This window comes from Pollutimonas sp. M17 (genome assembly GCF_025836975.1).
Classification (GTDB): domain Bacteria; phylum Pseudomonadota; class Gammaproteobacteria; order Burkholderiales; family Burkholderiaceae_B.
The window spans coordinates 3685844-3702619 of record NZ_CP107548.1; the positions used below are offsets into that span (position 1 = coordinate 3685844).

Below are 16776 nucleotides of genomic sequence, written 5' to 3' on the forward strand. Positions count from 1 at the left end.
CTGCCGGCCCACATGTGACGAAAGACGTAGGGAGTTGAGGTTAAATGGCGTAGGACATTAGGGCCGTGTACGCACATGGCGCGCCTGAGCTAAGCACATCCAGCGTATTCCCGGTCACTTCGTTACCTCTAAAGGCGCTGCCCGTTCAGCGATTCGAATACACGCTGGGCCGCTTTGTTTGCGCTTATGGGACTGAGAAACATCCGAAAACTGACATCGGGCAGATGGGGCAAGGCCTCTGCCTCGCCCATTACGCGCAGATCCGGCCCGAGCATCTCGACACTGCGCGCGGTCACTCCCAGGCCAGCGCGCACGGCCGCACGCACGCCGACGACAGTCGGCGATGAATAAGTAATACGCCAAGGGATACCCGATCTGTCCAGGTTCTCGATCGCAATATTGCGAAACTGGCTGGAGTCGGAAGCGACCACGATCAAGGGCAGCGGTTGGGTCGCATCGTAGCGGAATCGCGCTCCACACATCCAGACGATAGGCGAAGTGCGTAAAGTGATCTGCCGCAAGTCGGGAGCATCGATAAAACTGGCCACCGTCATGTCGATCTCGCCCCTGCGAAGCTCTTGCAGCAAGTGGGGGCTGCGCCCAACGTGAATTGAAATGCGCAAGCCCGGGAAAGAGCGTGAGAGGTGGGCCAGAAGATTTGGAAGGATGCTGTCAGTGATGTCGTGTGGTGCACCCAGCCGTAAATCACCCATGACAGCTGTGGACGTCATTGCAGCGCATGCCTCGTCGTGAAGCGCCACCAAGCGCTTTGCATAATCGACCAATAGAAGGCCGTCCTGCGTGAGCTGCTTGCTACGTCCCACTTTCTGGAATAGCTGCTTGCCCAGCTCGGTTTCCAAACGTCTCATCTGTTGGGTGACGGCCGATTGGGTACACAGCAACTCCGTCGCGGCGGCGGCAAACGAGCCAAGCTTTACCACGGCCACAAAAGTTCGAAGGCGATCAATAGCAAGATAGGACATAACACTTAAGGAAACGTAATGCTTTTGGATGGGAAAGTTGCCTATTTCCTTCATGGCGGTACGTATAGTGAACACTATCCATAACTAAACGGAGGAATAGACATGAAAGCCCTTCTCAGCGCCATGATAGCCGCGCTCGCCATTGTAGGGTCCGGCGCCAACGCCGCCGAGCAGTATCCCACCCGCCCAATCCGGATGATCGTTCCATTTGCCCCGGGCGGCGGCTCTGATGTCATCGCTCGCCTGGTCGCCAGCAAAGTGGGCCCGATTCTTGGACAGTCCGTGCTGGTGGAAAACCGGCCGGGAGCGTCGGGCATCATCGGCGCGGACATCGCGGCCAAAGCCGCGCCTGATGGCTACACGATACTGATGGCAAATAGTGCCCTGGCCAGCAACCCCTTTTTGTACGACAAGCTTCCCTATGACACCGCAAAAGATCTCGTTCCTGTGATCGACTTTGGCAGTTCGCCGACGCTGCTGGCGGCCCACCCATCAGCGCCGTTCAACACCATGCCCGAACTGGTGAAGTACGCCAAGGAGAATCCGGATGAAGTGACCGTGGGTACGTCCGGCGCGGGGCAAACGGCGCACCTTGTCGCAGAGATGATCAGCCAGGCTAGCGATACACAATTAATGATGGTGCACTATAAAGGAACCGCCGCCACCATGAACGACTTGCTTGGCGGCACCATCATGATGTCAGTCGGCACCGTGCCCGGCTTTATCAACTACATCAAGGACAATAGGCTCAAACCCATCGCTGTAGCCAGCCGTGAGCGTATTCCCGCCTTGCCCTCAGTGCCGACAGTTGCCGAATCAATCTCCAAGTACGACATGAACGCTGCCATCTGGTTCGCCGCGTTCGTCCCTTCCGGCACGCCTGCGCCGATCATCGACACCTTGCACAAGGCTGTTGCGGAAGCACTCAAGGATCCCGACATTCGCGCACGCTTTGCGGGCGAAGGCCTGGTGCCCGGCGGTGCGTCACGCGAAGCTTTCACCAAGCAGTTCCACGAAGAAATGGAACAGTGGAAAACCTTTATCGCAGAACGCAATATCAAACTGGAAGGCTGAAATTCATGCATAACCCAACCATCAATGAGCTCGCCCCGACGGCGCTGGACCCGGTCGGTCTCATCGACTTTACGACGACGGTCTACCAGCAAGCAGGCATTCCCGCCGAGGATGCCCGGCTTGCTGCAGATTCGCTGGTACAAGCAGATCTGTGGGGGCATCAATCCCATGGCTTACTGCGCTTGGGCTGGTACTACGCGCGGCTCCGCTCTGGGGTCATGAATCCCCGCACGGATGTCAGCACCATTACCGATGCAGGGGCTATTGCGGTACTCGACGGCAATGAAAGCGTTGGCCCTGTGATTGCAAAGTATGCAACCGACGAGGCGGTGCGCCGCGCCCGCTTGCATGGGGTCGGGGTTATCTCGGTACGCAATTCGAACCACTTCGGTACCTGCATGTATTTCACCCGCATGGCGGCACAACAGAATTGCGTGATGCTGATGATGACCAACGGCGGGCCCAACATGGCGCCGTGGGGAGGCCTGGGAAAGAAAATCGGCACCAATCCCTGGTCCATCGCCGTTCCCGCCGGTCGCCATGCCCCGATGGTGATGGACCTGGCAAATTCGGGGGTTGCACGCGGAAAGATCTATTTAGCGAACAATCGCCACGAATCCATCCCCTCGACCTGGGCAGTCGATGCACAGGGCAACCCCACTACGGATCCGAAAGAGGCCTTGAAAGGCTTCGTTCTACCGATGGCGGGCCACAAGGGATACGCCATCGGCGTCATGGTGGATGTCATGTCGGGCGTATTGTCCGGCAGCGGATTCCAGGACCAGGTGAACGGGCCTTATGACCCGGTGGGCCTTAGCCGGGCTGGCCACTTCATCATGGCATTGGATATTGCCGCATTTCAACCGGTGGCTCAGTTCCATGAGCGTATGGAAAGCTACATCGATTCCCTCAAGAGCGTCCCGATAGCTGCCGGGCACGACAAGGTTTATTACCCCGGCGAAATGGAAGCCGAAGCAGATCTGCGTCAACGCGCTGACGGCTTGGTGCTGCCCGGGGAAACACTAGCAGACCTTGAACGCGTCGGCCAGGAAGCAGGCATACCATTGCGCAACTTCACTCGGCCTATTCGCAATCCCTAGCAATCCACCGCAACGTTGCCCAGATGGAAACAGAAGATGCATGTGTCAACATCGGCGCGGACGCGCTTGGGCAGTGCCCTGCAGCGCCATCCCGAGGCAGTGCGACGCTTCAATCGGGATGGCGCCCTGAGGTCTTCATCTCAATACTATTGGAAAAATAACAATGTTCCGTGTCTTAAAGCTCTTGATATTGGTTCTGGCCGCAGCGCCGGTCATCCCTGCGTTCGCGCAAGCGTTTCCCAGCCGCCCCATCACCATCGTGGTCCCATTTTCACCCGGTGGAGCCACCGATATCTTTGCCCGGATTTTGGCAGAGAAACTGCGCGACACATTGGGGCAGGCCGTTATCGTCGAGAACAAGCCAGGCGCCGGCGGCATGCTGGGAGCAGCTGCCGTGGTGAAAGCCAAAAGTGACGGATACACACTTCTGATGGGAAGTCCGGGGGAAACTTTGATTAATTCCCTCATTTACAAGAGGCCACTGCAGTACCATGCGGAACGCGATTTGGTACCCATTAACTTAGTGACCCGCATTTCTAATGTCTTGGTGGCGAATAGCGAACTTCCAGTGAAAGACGTGTCGGATCTGATGGCATATGCGCAGAAGAATCCTGGTAATGTCCGGTACGGCACTAGTGGCGTCGGCAACATGCAGCACCTCAACGGTGAGCTGCTGCAGATGCTCACGGGCACTCAACTGGTCCCCGTTCCATACAAGGGTACAGCGAATATGTTGATCGACGTAGCATCGGGTTCGGTGGAAACCGGTTTTGTTGCTATGGCCGGTGCCTTACCTTTCATCAAGTCCGGTCGAATCAAACCTCTGGCGGTGACTTCAGCCAAGCGAGCGAGCTTTGCACCTGACATTCCAACGATCTCTGAGTACAAGCCCGCCGCCTCCTACGATCTTGACAATTGGTACGGCATTTTTGCGCCTGCGGGGACGCCCCAAGATGTTCAGAATCGGCTCAATGTAGTCATTACAGAGGCTCTGCACGATCCCGAGATCATAAAGCAAATGGTTGAGCAAGGCGGCAATCCGTCGCCGATGACGCAAGATCAGTTCCGGGCGTTCATGCAAGCTGAAAACGTCAAGTACGTGGATATTGTCAGCAATGCCAAGATCACGGTTGATTAAGAAATCTTGTTTGATCCGGAAAATTCATTGTGCCTTTGGGCACGATGGCCGTGGACCTTGCATGCCTATTTCATCTGAAGGGTATGCAAGGACCTAAATCTATTTTTTGACTAATACTTCCATGAACAAAAGAGTAGCTGTTGTCACCGGAGCCGCTGCGGGCATTGGGCGAGCTGTATGCCTTGAACTACTGGCGCACGATTTCGATGTCGTTGGCATCGACATCAATACAGGTGCTGAAGAAAAGGGATTACGCTATATACAGGCTGACGTGGGGAATCTGGAGCAATCGAAGGCCGCTTTAGCGTCTATATTAAACGAGAGTGGCCGTGTCGACGCCCTTGTGAACAACGCTGGCATCGTGCGAGACACACCGGCACAGGGCATCGATCTCGACGAGTGGAATTTAATTCTCAACATTAATTTGACTGCTGTCTTCCTATGGACCCGCCTAGTGCAGGAGCCCATGAAGTCCGCCGGATACGGACGTATCGTTAACATGAGCTCGCACGCGGCAAGCCGCGGAACTCTCTGGCGAGCGCCGTACTCCGCATCGAAGGCAGGTGTGGAGGGGTTGACGCGGACTAGCGCTATGGAGCTTGCTGCACATGGCATTACGGTCAATGCGATCGCACCGGGAGTTATCGAGACCGAGCGCAACCGCGATAGTCATACGCCCGCCCGGCGCAATGCGTGGCTGAAAGCCGTCCCAATGAAGAGGTACGGAAAGACGGAGGATCTAACTCCACTCGTAGCTTTTCTTTGTGGCGACGGTGCGGCCTACATAACCGGCCAAACATTTACAGTCGATGGCGGCTTTCTGATGGCTGGTTTGGACCCTGCCTGACTCACGGAGGGTCTAGGCGGATCTTCACTACTATGCAACATCCCCTTCAGTCACTCCACCGTCACACTCTTAGCCAAATTCCTGGGCTTGTCCACGTCCGTCCCCCTCGCGCATGCCGTGTGATAAGCCAGCAATTGCAGCGGTATCGTATGCAGAATCGGCGACAGCTTCCCGTAGTTCTCGGGCATGCGGATCACATGGATTCCGTCGCTGTTCAGGATCTTGGTGTCGGCGTCGGCGAACACGTATAGTTCGCCGCCTCGCGCGTGCACTTCCTGCATGTTGGACTTCAGCTTTTCCAGCAATTCGTCGTGCGGCGCAATGGTCACCACGGGCATGGCTTCGGTCACCAGGGCCAGGGGGCCGTGCTTCAGTTCGCCCGCCGGATACGCTTCGGCGTGAATGTAGCTGATTTCCTTCAGTTTCAATGCGCCTTCCAGGGCGATGGGGTAGTGCATGCCGCGACCCAGGAACAGTGCGTTTTCCTTGCTGGCGAAGCGATCGGCCCAGGCCATGATCTGCGGCTCCAGCGCCAGCACGGCGCCGATGGCGACCGGCAGGTGGCGCAGCGACTTCAGCATCTCGGCTTCGCGCTCTTCGCTCAATTGCCCCTTGGTTTGCGCCAGGGCCAGCGTCAGCAAGCAAAGCGCCGTCAACTGGGTGGTAAAGGCCTTGGTGGACGCCACGCCGATCTCGACGCCGGCCCGCGTAATGTAGTTGAGCTTGCATTCGCGCACCATGGCGCTGGTCGACACATTGCAGATGGTCAGGGTGTTTTCCATGCCCAGGCTGCGGGCATGCTTCAGCGCGGCCAGGGTGTCGGCCGTTTCGCCCGACTGCGAAATCGTCACGACCAGGGTGCGCGGATTGGGCACGCTGTCGCGATAACGATACTCGCTGGCGATTTCGACGTTGACGGGAATCTTGGCGATGGATTCGATCCAGTAGCGCGCCGTCAGGCCGGCGTAATAGCTGGTGCCGCAAGCCAGGATCAGGACGTTGTCGATGTCCTTGAATATCTTGTAGGCGCCATCGCCGAACAATTCCGGCGTGATGCTTTCGATGTCCTGCAGGGTATCGCCCACGGCGCGCGGCTGCTCGAAGATTTCCTTCTGCATGTAGTGGCGATACGGGCCAAGCTCGGCGGCGCCGGTGTGCACTTGCACGGTATGCACCTCGCGCTCCACCGGACGTCCGTCGATGTCCACCACCCATACCCGCGCAAGCTGCAAGTCGACGACGTCGCCGTCTTCCAGGTACATGATCTGGTCGGTGGTGCCGGCCAGCGCCAGCGCATCCGATGCCAGGAAGTTTTCGTTGTCGCCCCGACCCACCACCAGCGGCGAACCGTGGCGGGCGCCCACGACGCGATGCGGTTCGTCGCGGCAGAACACGGCGATGGCGTATGCGCCGGTCAGCCGGCGGGTGGCCTGCTGAACCGCTTCGAACAGGTCGCCCGTATACATGTGATCGACCAGGTGGGCGACGACCTCGGTATCGGTCTGGCTCTCGAAGGCGTAGCCCGCCGCCTGAAGCTCCGCGCGAAGCTCGTCGTGGTTTTCGATGATGCCGTTATGCACCAATGCAATGCGCGCCGCGCCCTTGCCCTGTCCGGAAAAGTGGGGGTGCGCATTGTGCGTGGCCGGCGCGCCATGGGTGGCCCAGCGCGTGTGCGCGATGCCCGTGAAGCCCTGGATGTCTTCCTTGGCGACCTGCGCCATCAGTTCGGCCACACGCTCTGTGCTGCGCGCGCGGCGCAACTGGCCATTGGAATGGACGGCGACGCCGCAAGAGTCGTATCCCCGGTACTCCAGGCGCTTGAGCCCTTCAAGAAGAATGGGGGTGATGTCGCGTTGCGCCACAGCGCCAACAATGCCGCACATAAGAACTCCTGCAAATTTAAGAGATAGGCTATTGTGGGCAAGTTACAGGGAAATTTGATTTCTTATTTTGTATTAATATGGTATTTTATTTCTGTGTCAAACTATGGCGCTACTATATTTCATTAACTAAATTTTTATGAAATAAATGACAATCTCAGCTGATCCAATTGACCTGGACGAACTGGACCTGCGTATTTTGGGGCAGATGCAGGCCGACAGCTCGCTGACCAACCAGGACCTGGCCCAACGGGTGCACGCATCCGCCCCCACCTGTCTGCGCCGCGTGCGGCGCCTGGTGGATGAAGGCGTTATCGAGAAGCAGGTCGCCATTGTGAATCCGGCCAAGGTCGGCAGCACCTTGACCGCCATCATCGAGATCACCCTTGACGTGCAGGCCGCGGAGCATCTGGATGCCTTCGAGGCGCATATGGCCGATGAGCCCGCCGTACTGCAATGCTATCGCGTATCGCCCGGGCCGGACTTCATTATCGTGGCCCAGGTGGCCGATATGCCGGCCTACCACGCCATGGCACACCGCGTATTCACCTCGCAGGCCAATGTGCGCAATGTGCGCAGCTTCTTCTCCGTCCATCGCAGCAAGTTCGACACCCGCATCGCCTTGCCGGCAAAGCCCGGGCCGGCCAAACCGCCGGCCTCTTGATCGCAAGCCTGAACTAATCGCTTGTGTCGCCGCCGTCCAATATCCGCTGGTACTCGGCCAGGTAGCGCACGGCCATGCCGCGGGCATCGTGCTCGCGCAGCACATATTCGCGCGCCTTTTCCACCATGGCCGCCCGCAGGCCGGGATCGGCAAGCACCCGGTCCATGGCCTGCGCCAGGGCCTCGTGATCGCCGGCGGGGCACAGCAGGCCCCGGCCTTCGGCCAGGCTTTCCTTCAAGCCCCCCACCTCGGTCGCCACCACGGGCACGGAATAAAGAAAGGCGTCCAGCACACTGGTTCCCAGCGCCTCATGGCGTGAGCTCAGTACGAACACATCCATCAGGCGGTACAGGTCTTCGATGCCGGACTGGAAGCCCGCAAAGACGTAATGCTGTTCCAGCCCCAGTTCCCGCAGCAGTGCGTGCGCGGGCGCCTGGGCATCGCCCCCCGCGCCCAGGTGCAGGAACACAAAATCATCGCGTCGCTGGCGCAAGGCATGGACGGCGCGCAGCAAGGTGCAAGGATCTTTTTCCGAAGTCAGCGCGGCAGCCGTGGCCAGCACCCGCTTGCCCGATAGCTTGAACTCCTGCGCGAAGGCATTCACATGAGCCTGATCGACCGGCCTGGCTTCAATGGCGCTGGGAATGATGGATACCGTCAGGCCCAGACGGCGCGGTTCCCGCGCCGCCGCCTGGCTGATGGCGACCAGCGCATCCGCGCGCCGCCATTTCCATGCCGTCCTGGATTCCTTGCCCGCCGACACGGGAAACGCCGTGCGCCGCGTAAAGACCACGCGCGCGCCGCCCAGCCAGCGCCGAAACAAGGCCAGCCAGGTCATCATGTTGGCGGTTTGCGCATGCAGAATGTCGTAGCGGCGCCCTTTGCGCATCAGGAATCCACACACCCCCGCGACCGTCGCATGCTCATGCACCGTAAAGCCATCCCGCCTGGCGCACGCCGCCAATTCGCTTCCGGCGCGCGCCAGCAGCGACACCGTATGCCCCGCTGCGCGGAATTGCTGCATGGACAGCAAAGTCTGTCGCTCGCCGCCGCGCCATCCGCGCTCGAAGTTCAGTTGCAGGATATCCATGCAGGCCTATAGTTCCAGGTCGGCGGCGGGACTGAAAAAGTGCCGCACTACATTGATGCCCATGGCAATCAGCGCACACGAGATGCCTGCAACCACACCTATCGCGGCCCCGTGGGCCGGGCTGAGATTGAAGGATATGGCGACCAGCGCCGTACCGAAGCTTTGGCCGAATACCCGCGTCGTGGCCTGCATGCCGCCCGCGGCTCCGCTGCGATGCCGCGGGGCCCCGGCCAGCAGGGCCCTGTTGTTCGGCGACTGGAAAAAGCCGAAGCCCACGCCGCCCAGCAGCATGCCCGCCGCAGGCCAGACAAAGGCCGTATCGACGGGCAGAAGCAGCAGGATCAGCAGGCCCAGGGCCATGCAGGCCGCACCCAGGCCGCAAAGCACCGCAACCGGATGGCGGCCGGACAGGTAGCCCGCCACGGGCGCCATGGCGGCGACGCCCACCGACCAGGCGCCCAGCAAGACGCCCACATCGCCATAGGAATAGCCCATGACTGTCCTGAAGTAGAACGGAATCGATACAAAAGCGGCCATCTGCGCGGCAAATGAAAATGCCGAGGCGCCCACCGCGTAGGCAATGGGCGTGATGCGCAATAAATCGATGGGGACGATGGGCGCGGCCTGGTCGCGCGAGCGGCGCACCAGCACCCAGCCCGCCAGCCCGGCTGCCAGCAGGCACAGGACCGCACGCACCGGATCCTTGACCACGGCATCCAGGCCCACGATGGACAAGCCGAAAACCGGGACGCTCAGCAAGCAGGCCAGCCAATCGAAACGGCCGCGGTTGCGCGGAATATCGGGCAGGAAGCGAACCCCGAAATACGTGGCGGCGCATATCGGCACATTGACCAGGAAAATCCAATGCCATGAGGCCACCTGCAATATGAAGGCGCCGATGGTGGGGCCCAGTACCGCTGTCATTCCCACGACCATGGCGTTGAGGCTTATGCCCATGCCCAGCTTGCTAAGGGGGTAGATGTTGCGCACCAGCCCGCCGAACAGGCACATCAGCATGGCCGAGCCCAGTCCCTGCGCCATGCGGGCCAACAGCAGGCCAAGCAGGGAGCCCGATGCGGCCGACGCCAGCGACGACACCATGAACAGCGTCATGCCGGCGGCGAACATGCGCCGGAAACCGATGCGCTCGGCCACCGCCGACAAGGGCAGCAGGGAAACCACGACGACCAGGTTGTAGGCAATGACGACCCACACCACGTCGGCCGGGTCGATGGACAAGTCGTGGGCGATGGCCGGCAAGGCCACGTTGGCCATGGTGGAATCGAAGACAGTGACGATCAGCGCCAGAATCAGGGTCAGGACGGCCCAATGCCGCCTGGGCGTTTCCAGGCCGTCGGCAGGCTGCGTTGGCGGGCTTGCGGACCTTGCTGTTTCGATCACGTTCAGGCTTTCTTGCTGGGGCGCTTCCAGGATTCCACGGTTTTCTGCCCCGGACGGGACAAGGTCAGCTTGTCGGCCGGCGCATCCTTGGTCAGCGTCGTCCCGGCGCCCAGCGTGGCGCCGCGCCCCACGCGGACCGGCGCCACCAGCTGGCTGTCGGACCCGATGAAGGCGTCGTCCTCGATGATGGTCTGGAATTTGTTGACGCCATCGTAATTGCAGGTGATGGTGCCCGCGCCGATATTCACGCGCTCGCCCACCTGGGCGTCGCCGATATAGGCAAGATGGTTGGCCTTGGAGCCGCGGCCCAGCCTGCTTTTCTTGATTTCGACGAAGTTGCCCACATGGGCTTGCGGCCCGATATCGGCGCCCGGCCGCAAGCGCGCATAAGGCCCGATGCGTGCCTCGTCGGCCACCTGCGCCTGCTGCACATGGCTGAATGCATCGACATGGGAGCCCTGGCCGATCACCGCATCCTTGATGACGCAATGCGGACCGATGCGCACGCCGTCGGCCAGCTCGACGCGCCCCTCGAACACGCAGCCCACATCGATGAAGACGTCGCGGCCGCAAATGAGTTCGCCGCGCAGGTCGAACCGGGCGGGATCGGCCAGGGTCACGCCTTGCTCCAGCAGCCGGCGGGCCTGTTCGGCCTGCCAGTCGCGCTCCAGCTGCGCCTGCTGGATGCGGCTGTTCACCCCCAGGGTCTCCCATGAGGCCGACGGTTGCGCGGCATGCACGGGCAGGCCGTCGCCAACCGACAGGCCGATGATGTCGGTCAGGTAGTACTCGCCCTGGGCGTTTTCATTGTCGATGCGCGACAGCCAATCGATGAGCTGTCCGGTGGGCGCCGCAAGAATCCCCGTGTTCACTTCCTTGATGGCACGCTCGTCCTCGCTTGCATCCTTGTGTTCGACGATGCGCAGCACCTGGCCTGTGCCATCGCGCACAATTCGGCCATAGCCGGTCGGATCGCTCAGGTTCTCGGTCAGCACGGCCGTGCCGCCGGCGCGGGCGTCGAGCAGGCCCTGCAGGGTCTCGGCCTGCACCAGCGGCACGTCGCCATACAGGACCAGCGTAGCGCTGCCGGCGCCATCGAGCAGCAGTGGAACCGCCTGCTGGACCGCGTGCCCTGTGCCCTGTTGCGGGCTTTGCAAGGCGAACTGTATGTCGCCCTGGCCGGCAAAGGCTTGCTTGACCTGATCGGCGCCATGCCCCACGACCACCACGATGCGATCAGGCCCGAGCTTGCGGGCATTGTCCAGCACGTGGGACAGCATGGGCTTGCCCGCAAGCGGGTGCAGCACTTTGGGCAGGTTGGATTGCATGCGCTTGCCGAGGCCGGCAGCCAGAATAACGATGTTCAACATGAAAGGCTTGATCTATGCGTGAAAGGGTCAGAATACCCGGAAAGCCGAAATGATACACAGGCCGGCCCGCCGAAACGCGTTGGCTGCACATGCCGTGCCGCTATCGCTCCTTGCGAGGGGACGAGGCGCGGCTGCGTGGCCGAGCGGCCGCTTTCCGGACGGTCTTGGCCGGCGCGGCGGCGCTTTTCCCCGCGGTTTTACGAGCCTTGCCGGCGGCTTTTCCCAGTGTCGTATCGGACGATGCGCCGGCGGTGGATTGCCGGGCCGCCTCGGCGGCCGCTTCCGCGCCTTGCAAGGTGGCGCTGGTGGCGGCGGCCAGGGAATCGAATTGCTTTTGCAGCATATCCCACCACCCTTGCGCGGCGGCCGCGGCCTGGGCGGCATACGCGTCGCCGGCGCCCGGGTCAGTCTGATCCTTGCCTGCTGCCGCGGGCTTGATGCCCAGCACCTGCTCCAGCGGCGAGGGTCCGCCCGCCGGCGGGCTGCCGGCCATTCCCCCCATGAAGGACTTGAGCGTGGAGATCGTGGCCCGCTGCACTTCCAGACCCTGGATCGTGCTGGACAGCATGGACAGATTCATGCGCAGCCAGTTCTCGACCGCGCGCAGGTCGGCGATGCGCCGGTCCAGGTCTTCCAGCGAGATTGGCGCGGCCATGGCGGCCTGGTCCATTCCCGCCGAGCCGGCCAGCCCTTGCCAGGCCTGGCGCATCATTTCCATGCTGGCCATCAGCGGATTGCCTGCCATGTCGCCGCTTTGCCCGAACCCCGGCAAAACAAAGGGATTATGATTTTGAGTGGTCATGGCGGCTCCTGCGCAGTGGTTGCGGGAACGTGGCGGACGAAAGACCGCCGCGCTGCGTACCGATAGCTTAAACTGAAGCCGTGCAGCCGTCTAATGGCTGGCTGCGCCTCCGCTATGTCTTACCTACGCTTACCTGGCGCTCATGAAAACACGGTATACCCTTGCCGACCTGGAAGCCGCGATCAACTACTGGCGGTCGAAGTCGCCCTCGATGGGCGAAGAGCTGGCGCTTTGCCCGCAAGCCTCGGCGCTGGCCGAACCCTATGCCCTGATGATCATGGAAAGAAAACGCGAAATCGCCCTGGATGTCCTGAGCGACACGGCGCAAAAGGCCTTGCAGGGCTGGCGGGCAACCCTGCCGGGCTCGAACGGAGCGCCGGATGCAGGTTGAATCAAGGGTGAACGGCTGATGGCCAGCCTCGTGAAGCGCGCTCCGCCTACAGAATCAGCCCTTCGCGGATTCTTTTCTGCAAGCCTTCCAGGATGACCAGTTCCGCCTCGCGGGTGAATGCGTCGGCCTGGACCATGGACCACAGATCGTCGACCGACACCAGGCGGATCTCGCTGACCTCGCCATCCAGGTTTCGGGGGGCGACGGATTCGGCCAGTGTGCAATCGCTGACCAGCACGTCTTCGACCTGATAGCCTTCCGGCAGCCGCCTGTGCATGCGCAGGATGATCCGCAGGGGCGAACGACTTTCAACGTCGGCCGCCACCAGGCCGGCTTCCTCGTTGCTTTCCCGCAACAGCGAACTATCCAGGTTTTCGCCGGCGCACGCCAGGCCGCCGACCAGCGTGTCCCACATGCCGGGATCGGTCGATTTATTGGAGGCCCTGCGCGCTATCCACAACCTGCCGTCGGGCGACCATGCGTTCAAGTGGACCGCTTTCGTCAGCAGCCCCAATGGCCGGACCGCCGCGCGCTCGATCACGCCCAGGCGGCGCCCTTCGCCGAACACGTCCAGCAATTCGTTGCGCCAGCCGCGCAGACATCCGGTATCCTTCAGCGATGCCGCCAGTTGCGCAAGCACGCCGTTCAGCGGCAGGCGCTGCCTGGGAACCGCCGTGACATGAACGGCTTCGGGTTCAATGTGCACGCCGGGCACATCGCACAAGTGACTGGTGGCCTTCGCGGTGATCCAGCCTGCGACCTTCCCTGCGACCGTCAAAGGCCGCGAACCGCCCGGGGGCAATTGCTGGATTCGTTTGGCAAGCTGTTTATAACGCGTGTCCAGTACTGGCGCCAGCGCGCGGGCGTGTGCATCGTTCATGCAATTATTGTAGTGTAAGCCGGCCCGGATATGCGGTGTTTTCAGGGCGCGCGAACACAAGGCGAACAGCGAGTCAACCCACGGACGCTCTAGTTCGCTATAATTCTGCGGTCTTTAAGTAAATTCGAGCAGGTAGTCAACGGCTTTGTTATTTTAAGCCTGCCGTCCAATAATTGTGTGCTCATCCGGCGTTTTTTCGATCAAGATGTTTGACCAGAATCAACGTTCGTCAGGGGCGCGTCGTATTTCGAGGTCAGCATGAAGAAGTTGAGAGGGTTACTGGGCACTGGCGCATTGCTATTGGCGGGCGCTGCCGGTGCACAGGTCAAGGATATGCCGGGAGGCCCCAGAGTCAATCAGCTCAATCTCCACGAAGGGGTTACGCAAATCGCGCAGGACATCATGTGGATACACTGGATGATGCTGATCATCTGTGCGATCATTTTCGTCGGCGTATTCGGGGTAATGTTCTACTCCATCTTCATGCACCGAAAGTCGCGCGGCGCCGTCCCCGCCAAGTTCCATGAGCATGTCGGCATTGAAGTCGCCTGGACCATCATCCCCTTCCTGATCGTGATCGGCATGGCGTTGCCCGCAACGCGCACCGTGGTCGCCATGAAGGACACATCCAGCTCCGACCTGACCGTCAAGGTCACGGGCTACCAATGGAAATGGGGCTACGAATATCTCGACGGCCCGGCGCAGGGCGTGAAGTTCCTGTCCAATCTGGCCACTCCCCGTGAACAGATCGTGGGCACCGCGCCTCGTACCGACCTGTACCTCATGGAAGTCGACAAGCCGCTGGTCGTGCCCGTCAACAAGAAGGTGCGCATCGTCCTGACTGCAAACGACGTTATTCACTCGTGGATGATTCCTGAATTCGGCGTCAAGCAAGACGCCATGCCGGGCTTCCTGCGCGACACCTGGTTCCGTGCCGAAAAAATCGGCACCTACCGTGGCCAGTGCGCCGAGCTTTGCGGCAAGGATCACGCCTTCATGCCCATCGTGGTCGACGTGGTTTCCCAGGAAGACTACGAAAAGTGGGCCGCCGGCGAAAAGAAAGCCCTGGCTTCCGCCGCCGACGATCCTAATAAAGAGTGGACCAAAGATGAACTCTTCGCCCGCGGCGAAAAGGTCTACGCCGCCAACTGCGTGGCTTGCCATCAGGCAAACGGCAAGGGCCTTCCCGGTACCTTCCCTGCTCTCGACGGCAGCGACAAATACGTCATGGGTCCCATGAAAGACCAGATTCTCACCGTGCTTAACGGTCATCCCGGTACCGCCATGGCGGCTTTCCGCGACCAGCTGAACGACGTTGAAATCGCCTCCGTTATCACCTACACCCGGAATGCCTGGAGCAATGCCGGAAAAGGTCAAGACCCGATTGTTCAACCTGCCAATGTCAAAGCCTTGCGCTAAGCCAACGGCACGTGTAAAACGAATTTGAATGTTTTTTACCGGGTCGCCGCGCAGCGACGGCCCGGTTGAGTAGGAAGGAGTCCACCATGAGCAGTGTTACTGCCGATCACGTCCCGGCCAGCCACGGTCACGACGACCACGACCACAAGCCGCAGGGCTGGCGTCGCTGGCTATTTGCCACCAACCATAAAGATATCGGTACGATGTACCTGATCTTTTCGTTCTGCATGCTGCTCGAAGGCGGCGTGCTGGCCCTGTTGCTGCGAACCGAACTGTTCTCGCCGGGCCTGCAATTCTTCCAGCCTGAATTGTTCAATCAGTTCACCACCATGCATGGCCTGATCATGATTTTCGGCGCCATCATGCCGGCTTTCGTGGGCTTCGCCAACTGGATGATTCCGCTGCAGATCGGCGCCTCCGACATGGCCTTCGCCCGCATGAACAACTTCAGCTTCTGGCTGCTGCCCATCGGCGCGATTCTGTTCACCGTGTCCTTCTTCGTGCCCGGCGGCGCCAACGCGGCCGGCTGGACCATGTACGCCCCGCTGTCGCTGCAAATGGGCCCCGGCATGGACTTCAACATTTTCGCGGTCCACATCCTGGGCGCATCGTCCATCATGGGCGCCATCAACATCATCGTCACGGTGCTCAACATGCGCGCGCCCGGCATGACCCTGATGAAAATGCCGCTGTTCTGCTGGACCTGGCTGATCACCGCCTACCTGCTGCTGGCCATCATGCCCGTGCTGGCCGCCGCCGTCACCATGCTGCTGACCGACCGCCACTTCGGCACCGCCTTCTTCAACGCGGCCGCCGGCGGCGACCCCGTCCTGTATCAGCACGTGTTCTGGTTCTTCGGCCACCCCGAAGTCTACGTCATGATCCTGCCGGCCTTCGGCATCGTGTCGGCCGTCGTTCCCGCGTTCTCGCGCAAGCCCCTGTTCGGCTACGCCTCGATGGTCTACGCGACCGCCGCCATCGCCATCCTGTCCTTCCTGGTCTGGGCGCACCACATGTTCGCCACCGGCATGCCCGTCACCGGCCAGCTGTACTTCATGTACGCCACCATGCTGATCTCCATCCCCACCGGGGTGAAGGTGTTCAACTGGGTCGCCACGATGTGGCGCGGGTCCCTGACCTTTGAAACACCCATGCTGTTCGCGATCGGCTTCATCTTCGTGTTCACCATCGGCGGCTTTACCGGCCTGATCCTGGCGGTCGCCCCCATCGACATCGCCGTGCACGATACCTACTACGTGATCGCCCACTTCCACTACGTGATGGTGGCCGGTTCGCTGTTCGGCATGTATGCGGGCGCCTATTACTGGCTGCCTAAATGGACCGGCCGCATGTACGACGAAAAACTGGGCAAGTGGCACTTCTGGTCCAGCATGATTTCGTTCAACATCACCTTCTTCCCCATGCACTTCCTGGGCCTGGCCGGCATGCCTCGCCGTTATGCGGATTACGCGGCGCAGTTCACCGACTTCAACGAAATCGCCACCATAGGCGCCTTCTGGTTCGGCCTGTCGCAGCTCATCTTCCTGTACCTGGCCCTCAAGGCCTGGAACGGCCGCGGCGAGCCCGCCCCCGCCAAGCCCTGGGAAGGCGCCACCGGCCTGGAATGGTCCGTGCCCTCGCCCGCTCCGTTCCACACCTTCGTTACGCCCCCTGTCGTCAAATAAGGTTTGCACATGACCCCCGAACAACGCCGGAAGAACCGCAACACCGCCATCG

15 protein-coding genes are annotated in these 16776 nt (G+C 60.8%); 8 read left to right on the forward strand and 7 right to left on the reverse strand.

The features are described 5' to 3' along the window. Positions 1–128 precede the first annotated feature (128 nt). A complete protein-coding gene (locus tag OEG81_RS17240; protein ID WP_264130498.1) occupies positions 129–1037 on the reverse strand; it encodes a LysR substrate-binding domain-containing protein in 909 nt (302 codons plus the stop codon). 48 nt (positions 1038–1085) lie between these two features. On the opposite strand from OEG81_RS17240, the gene OEG81_RS17245 reads away from it, so the two are divergent. From OEG81_RS17245 to OEG81_RS17260, 4 genes are all read left to right on the forward strand, one after another. Further along, positions 1086–2057 carry a Bug family tripartite tricarboxylate transporter substrate binding protein gene (locus tag OEG81_RS17245; protein WP_264130499.1) on the forward strand — a complete coding sequence of 324 codons (972 nt, stop codon included), beginning with the start codon at positions 1086–1088 and terminating at the stop codon, positions 2055–2057. Continuing rightward, on the forward strand, positions 2012–3157 hold the full coding sequence (locus OEG81_RS17250; RefSeq protein WP_264130500.1) for an Ldh family oxidoreductase: 1146 nt from the start codon (positions 2012–2014) through the stop codon (positions 3155–3157). The genes OEG81_RS17245 and OEG81_RS17250 overlap by 46 nt, the downstream gene beginning before the upstream one ends. Before the next feature lie 163 nt (positions 3158–3320). Continuing rightward, positions 3321–4295, forward strand: a complete 975-nt coding sequence (locus OEG81_RS17255) for a Bug family tripartite tricarboxylate transporter substrate binding protein (protein WP_264130501.1) — start codon at positions 3321–3323, stop codon at positions 4293–4295. Between the two features lie 106 nt (positions 4296–4401). Beyond that, the gene (locus tag OEG81_RS17260; protein WP_264130502.1) at positions 4402–5142 is read left to right on the forward strand and encodes an SDR family NAD(P)-dependent oxidoreductase; all 741 of its coding nucleotides are present in this window, start codon (positions 4402–4404) and stop codon (positions 5140–5142) included. Between the two features lie 50 nt (positions 5143–5192). Here the strand turns inward: OEG81_RS17260 and glmS are convergent, their stop codons facing one another. Continuing rightward, positions 5193–7025: a glutamine--fructose-6-phosphate transaminase (isomerizing) gene (gene glmS / locus OEG81_RS17265; RefSeq protein WP_264130503.1), complete on the reverse strand. Its 1833-nt coding sequence runs from the start codon at positions 7023–7025 to the stop codon at positions 5193–5195. Between the two features lie 145 nt (positions 7026–7170). On the opposite strand from glmS, the gene OEG81_RS17270 reads away from it, so the two are divergent. Beyond that, positions 7171–7686 (forward strand): Lrp/AsnC family transcriptional regulator, encoded by a 516-nt coding sequence (locus OEG81_RS17270; protein WP_264130504.1) that lies wholly within the window; start codon positions 7171–7173, stop codon positions 7684–7686. A gap of 13 nt (positions 7687–7699) precedes the next feature. Here the strand turns inward: OEG81_RS17270 and OEG81_RS17275 are convergent, their stop codons facing one another. The 4 genes from OEG81_RS17275 to OEG81_RS17290 all read right to left on the reverse strand — a co-directional run bounded on the left by OEG81_RS17275 (position 7700) and on the right by OEG81_RS17290 (position 12349). Then, on the reverse strand, positions 7700–8776 hold the full coding sequence (locus OEG81_RS17275; RefSeq protein WP_264130505.1) for a glycosyltransferase family 4 protein: 1077 nt from the start codon (positions 8774–8776) through the stop codon (positions 7700–7702). 6 nt (positions 8777–8782) lie between these two features. Next, positions 8783–10174, reverse strand: a complete 1392-nt coding sequence (locus tag OEG81_RS17280) for an MFS transporter (RefSeq protein WP_412034152.1) — start codon at positions 10172–10174, stop codon at positions 8783–8785. A 5-nt stretch (positions 10175–10179) separates the two neighbouring features. Then, positions 10180–11547 (reverse strand): bifunctional UDP-N-acetylglucosamine diphosphorylase/glucosamine-1-phosphate N-acetyltransferase GlmU, encoded by a 1368-nt coding sequence (gene glmU, locus OEG81_RS17285; protein ID WP_264130507.1) that lies wholly within the window; start codon positions 11545–11547, stop codon positions 10180–10182. A 100-nt stretch (positions 11548–11647) separates the two neighbouring features. After that, the gene (locus OEG81_RS17290; RefSeq protein ID WP_264130508.1) at positions 11648–12349 is read right to left on the reverse strand and encodes a PhaM family polyhydroxyalkanoate granule multifunctional regulatory protein; all 702 of its coding nucleotides are present in this window, start codon (positions 12347–12349) and stop codon (positions 11648–11650) included. A 142-nt stretch (positions 12350–12491) separates the two neighbouring features. Here OEG81_RS17290 and OEG81_RS17295 point away from each other — a divergent pair, with 142 nt between their 5' ends. Continuing rightward, on the forward strand, positions 12492–12740 hold the full coding sequence (locus OEG81_RS17295; RefSeq protein WP_264130509.1) for a DUF3717 domain-containing protein: 249 nt from the start codon (positions 12492–12494) through the stop codon (positions 12738–12740). A 46-nt stretch (positions 12741–12786) separates the two neighbouring features. On the opposite strand, the gene OEG81_RS17300 is transcribed toward OEG81_RS17295, so the two are convergent. Then, the gene (locus OEG81_RS17300; protein ID WP_264130510.1) at positions 12787–13620 is read right to left on the reverse strand and encodes an NUDIX hydrolase; all 834 of its coding nucleotides are present in this window, start codon (positions 13618–13620) and stop codon (positions 12787–12789) included. A 258-nt stretch (positions 13621–13878) separates the two neighbouring features. Between OEG81_RS17300 and coxB the strand changes: the two genes are divergently transcribed. Next, complete coding sequence (gene coxB, locus OEG81_RS17305) at positions 13879–15039, forward strand: cytochrome c oxidase subunit II (protein ID WP_264130511.1); 1161 nt, start codon at positions 13879–13881, stop codon at positions 15037–15039. Positions 15040–15125: 86 nt separating this feature from the next. Then, entirely contained in the window at positions 15126–16724 is a 1599-nt protein-coding gene (gene ctaD / locus OEG81_RS17310) for a cytochrome c oxidase subunit I (RefSeq protein WP_264130512.1), read from the forward strand. Positions 16725–16776: the final 52 nt, after the last annotated feature.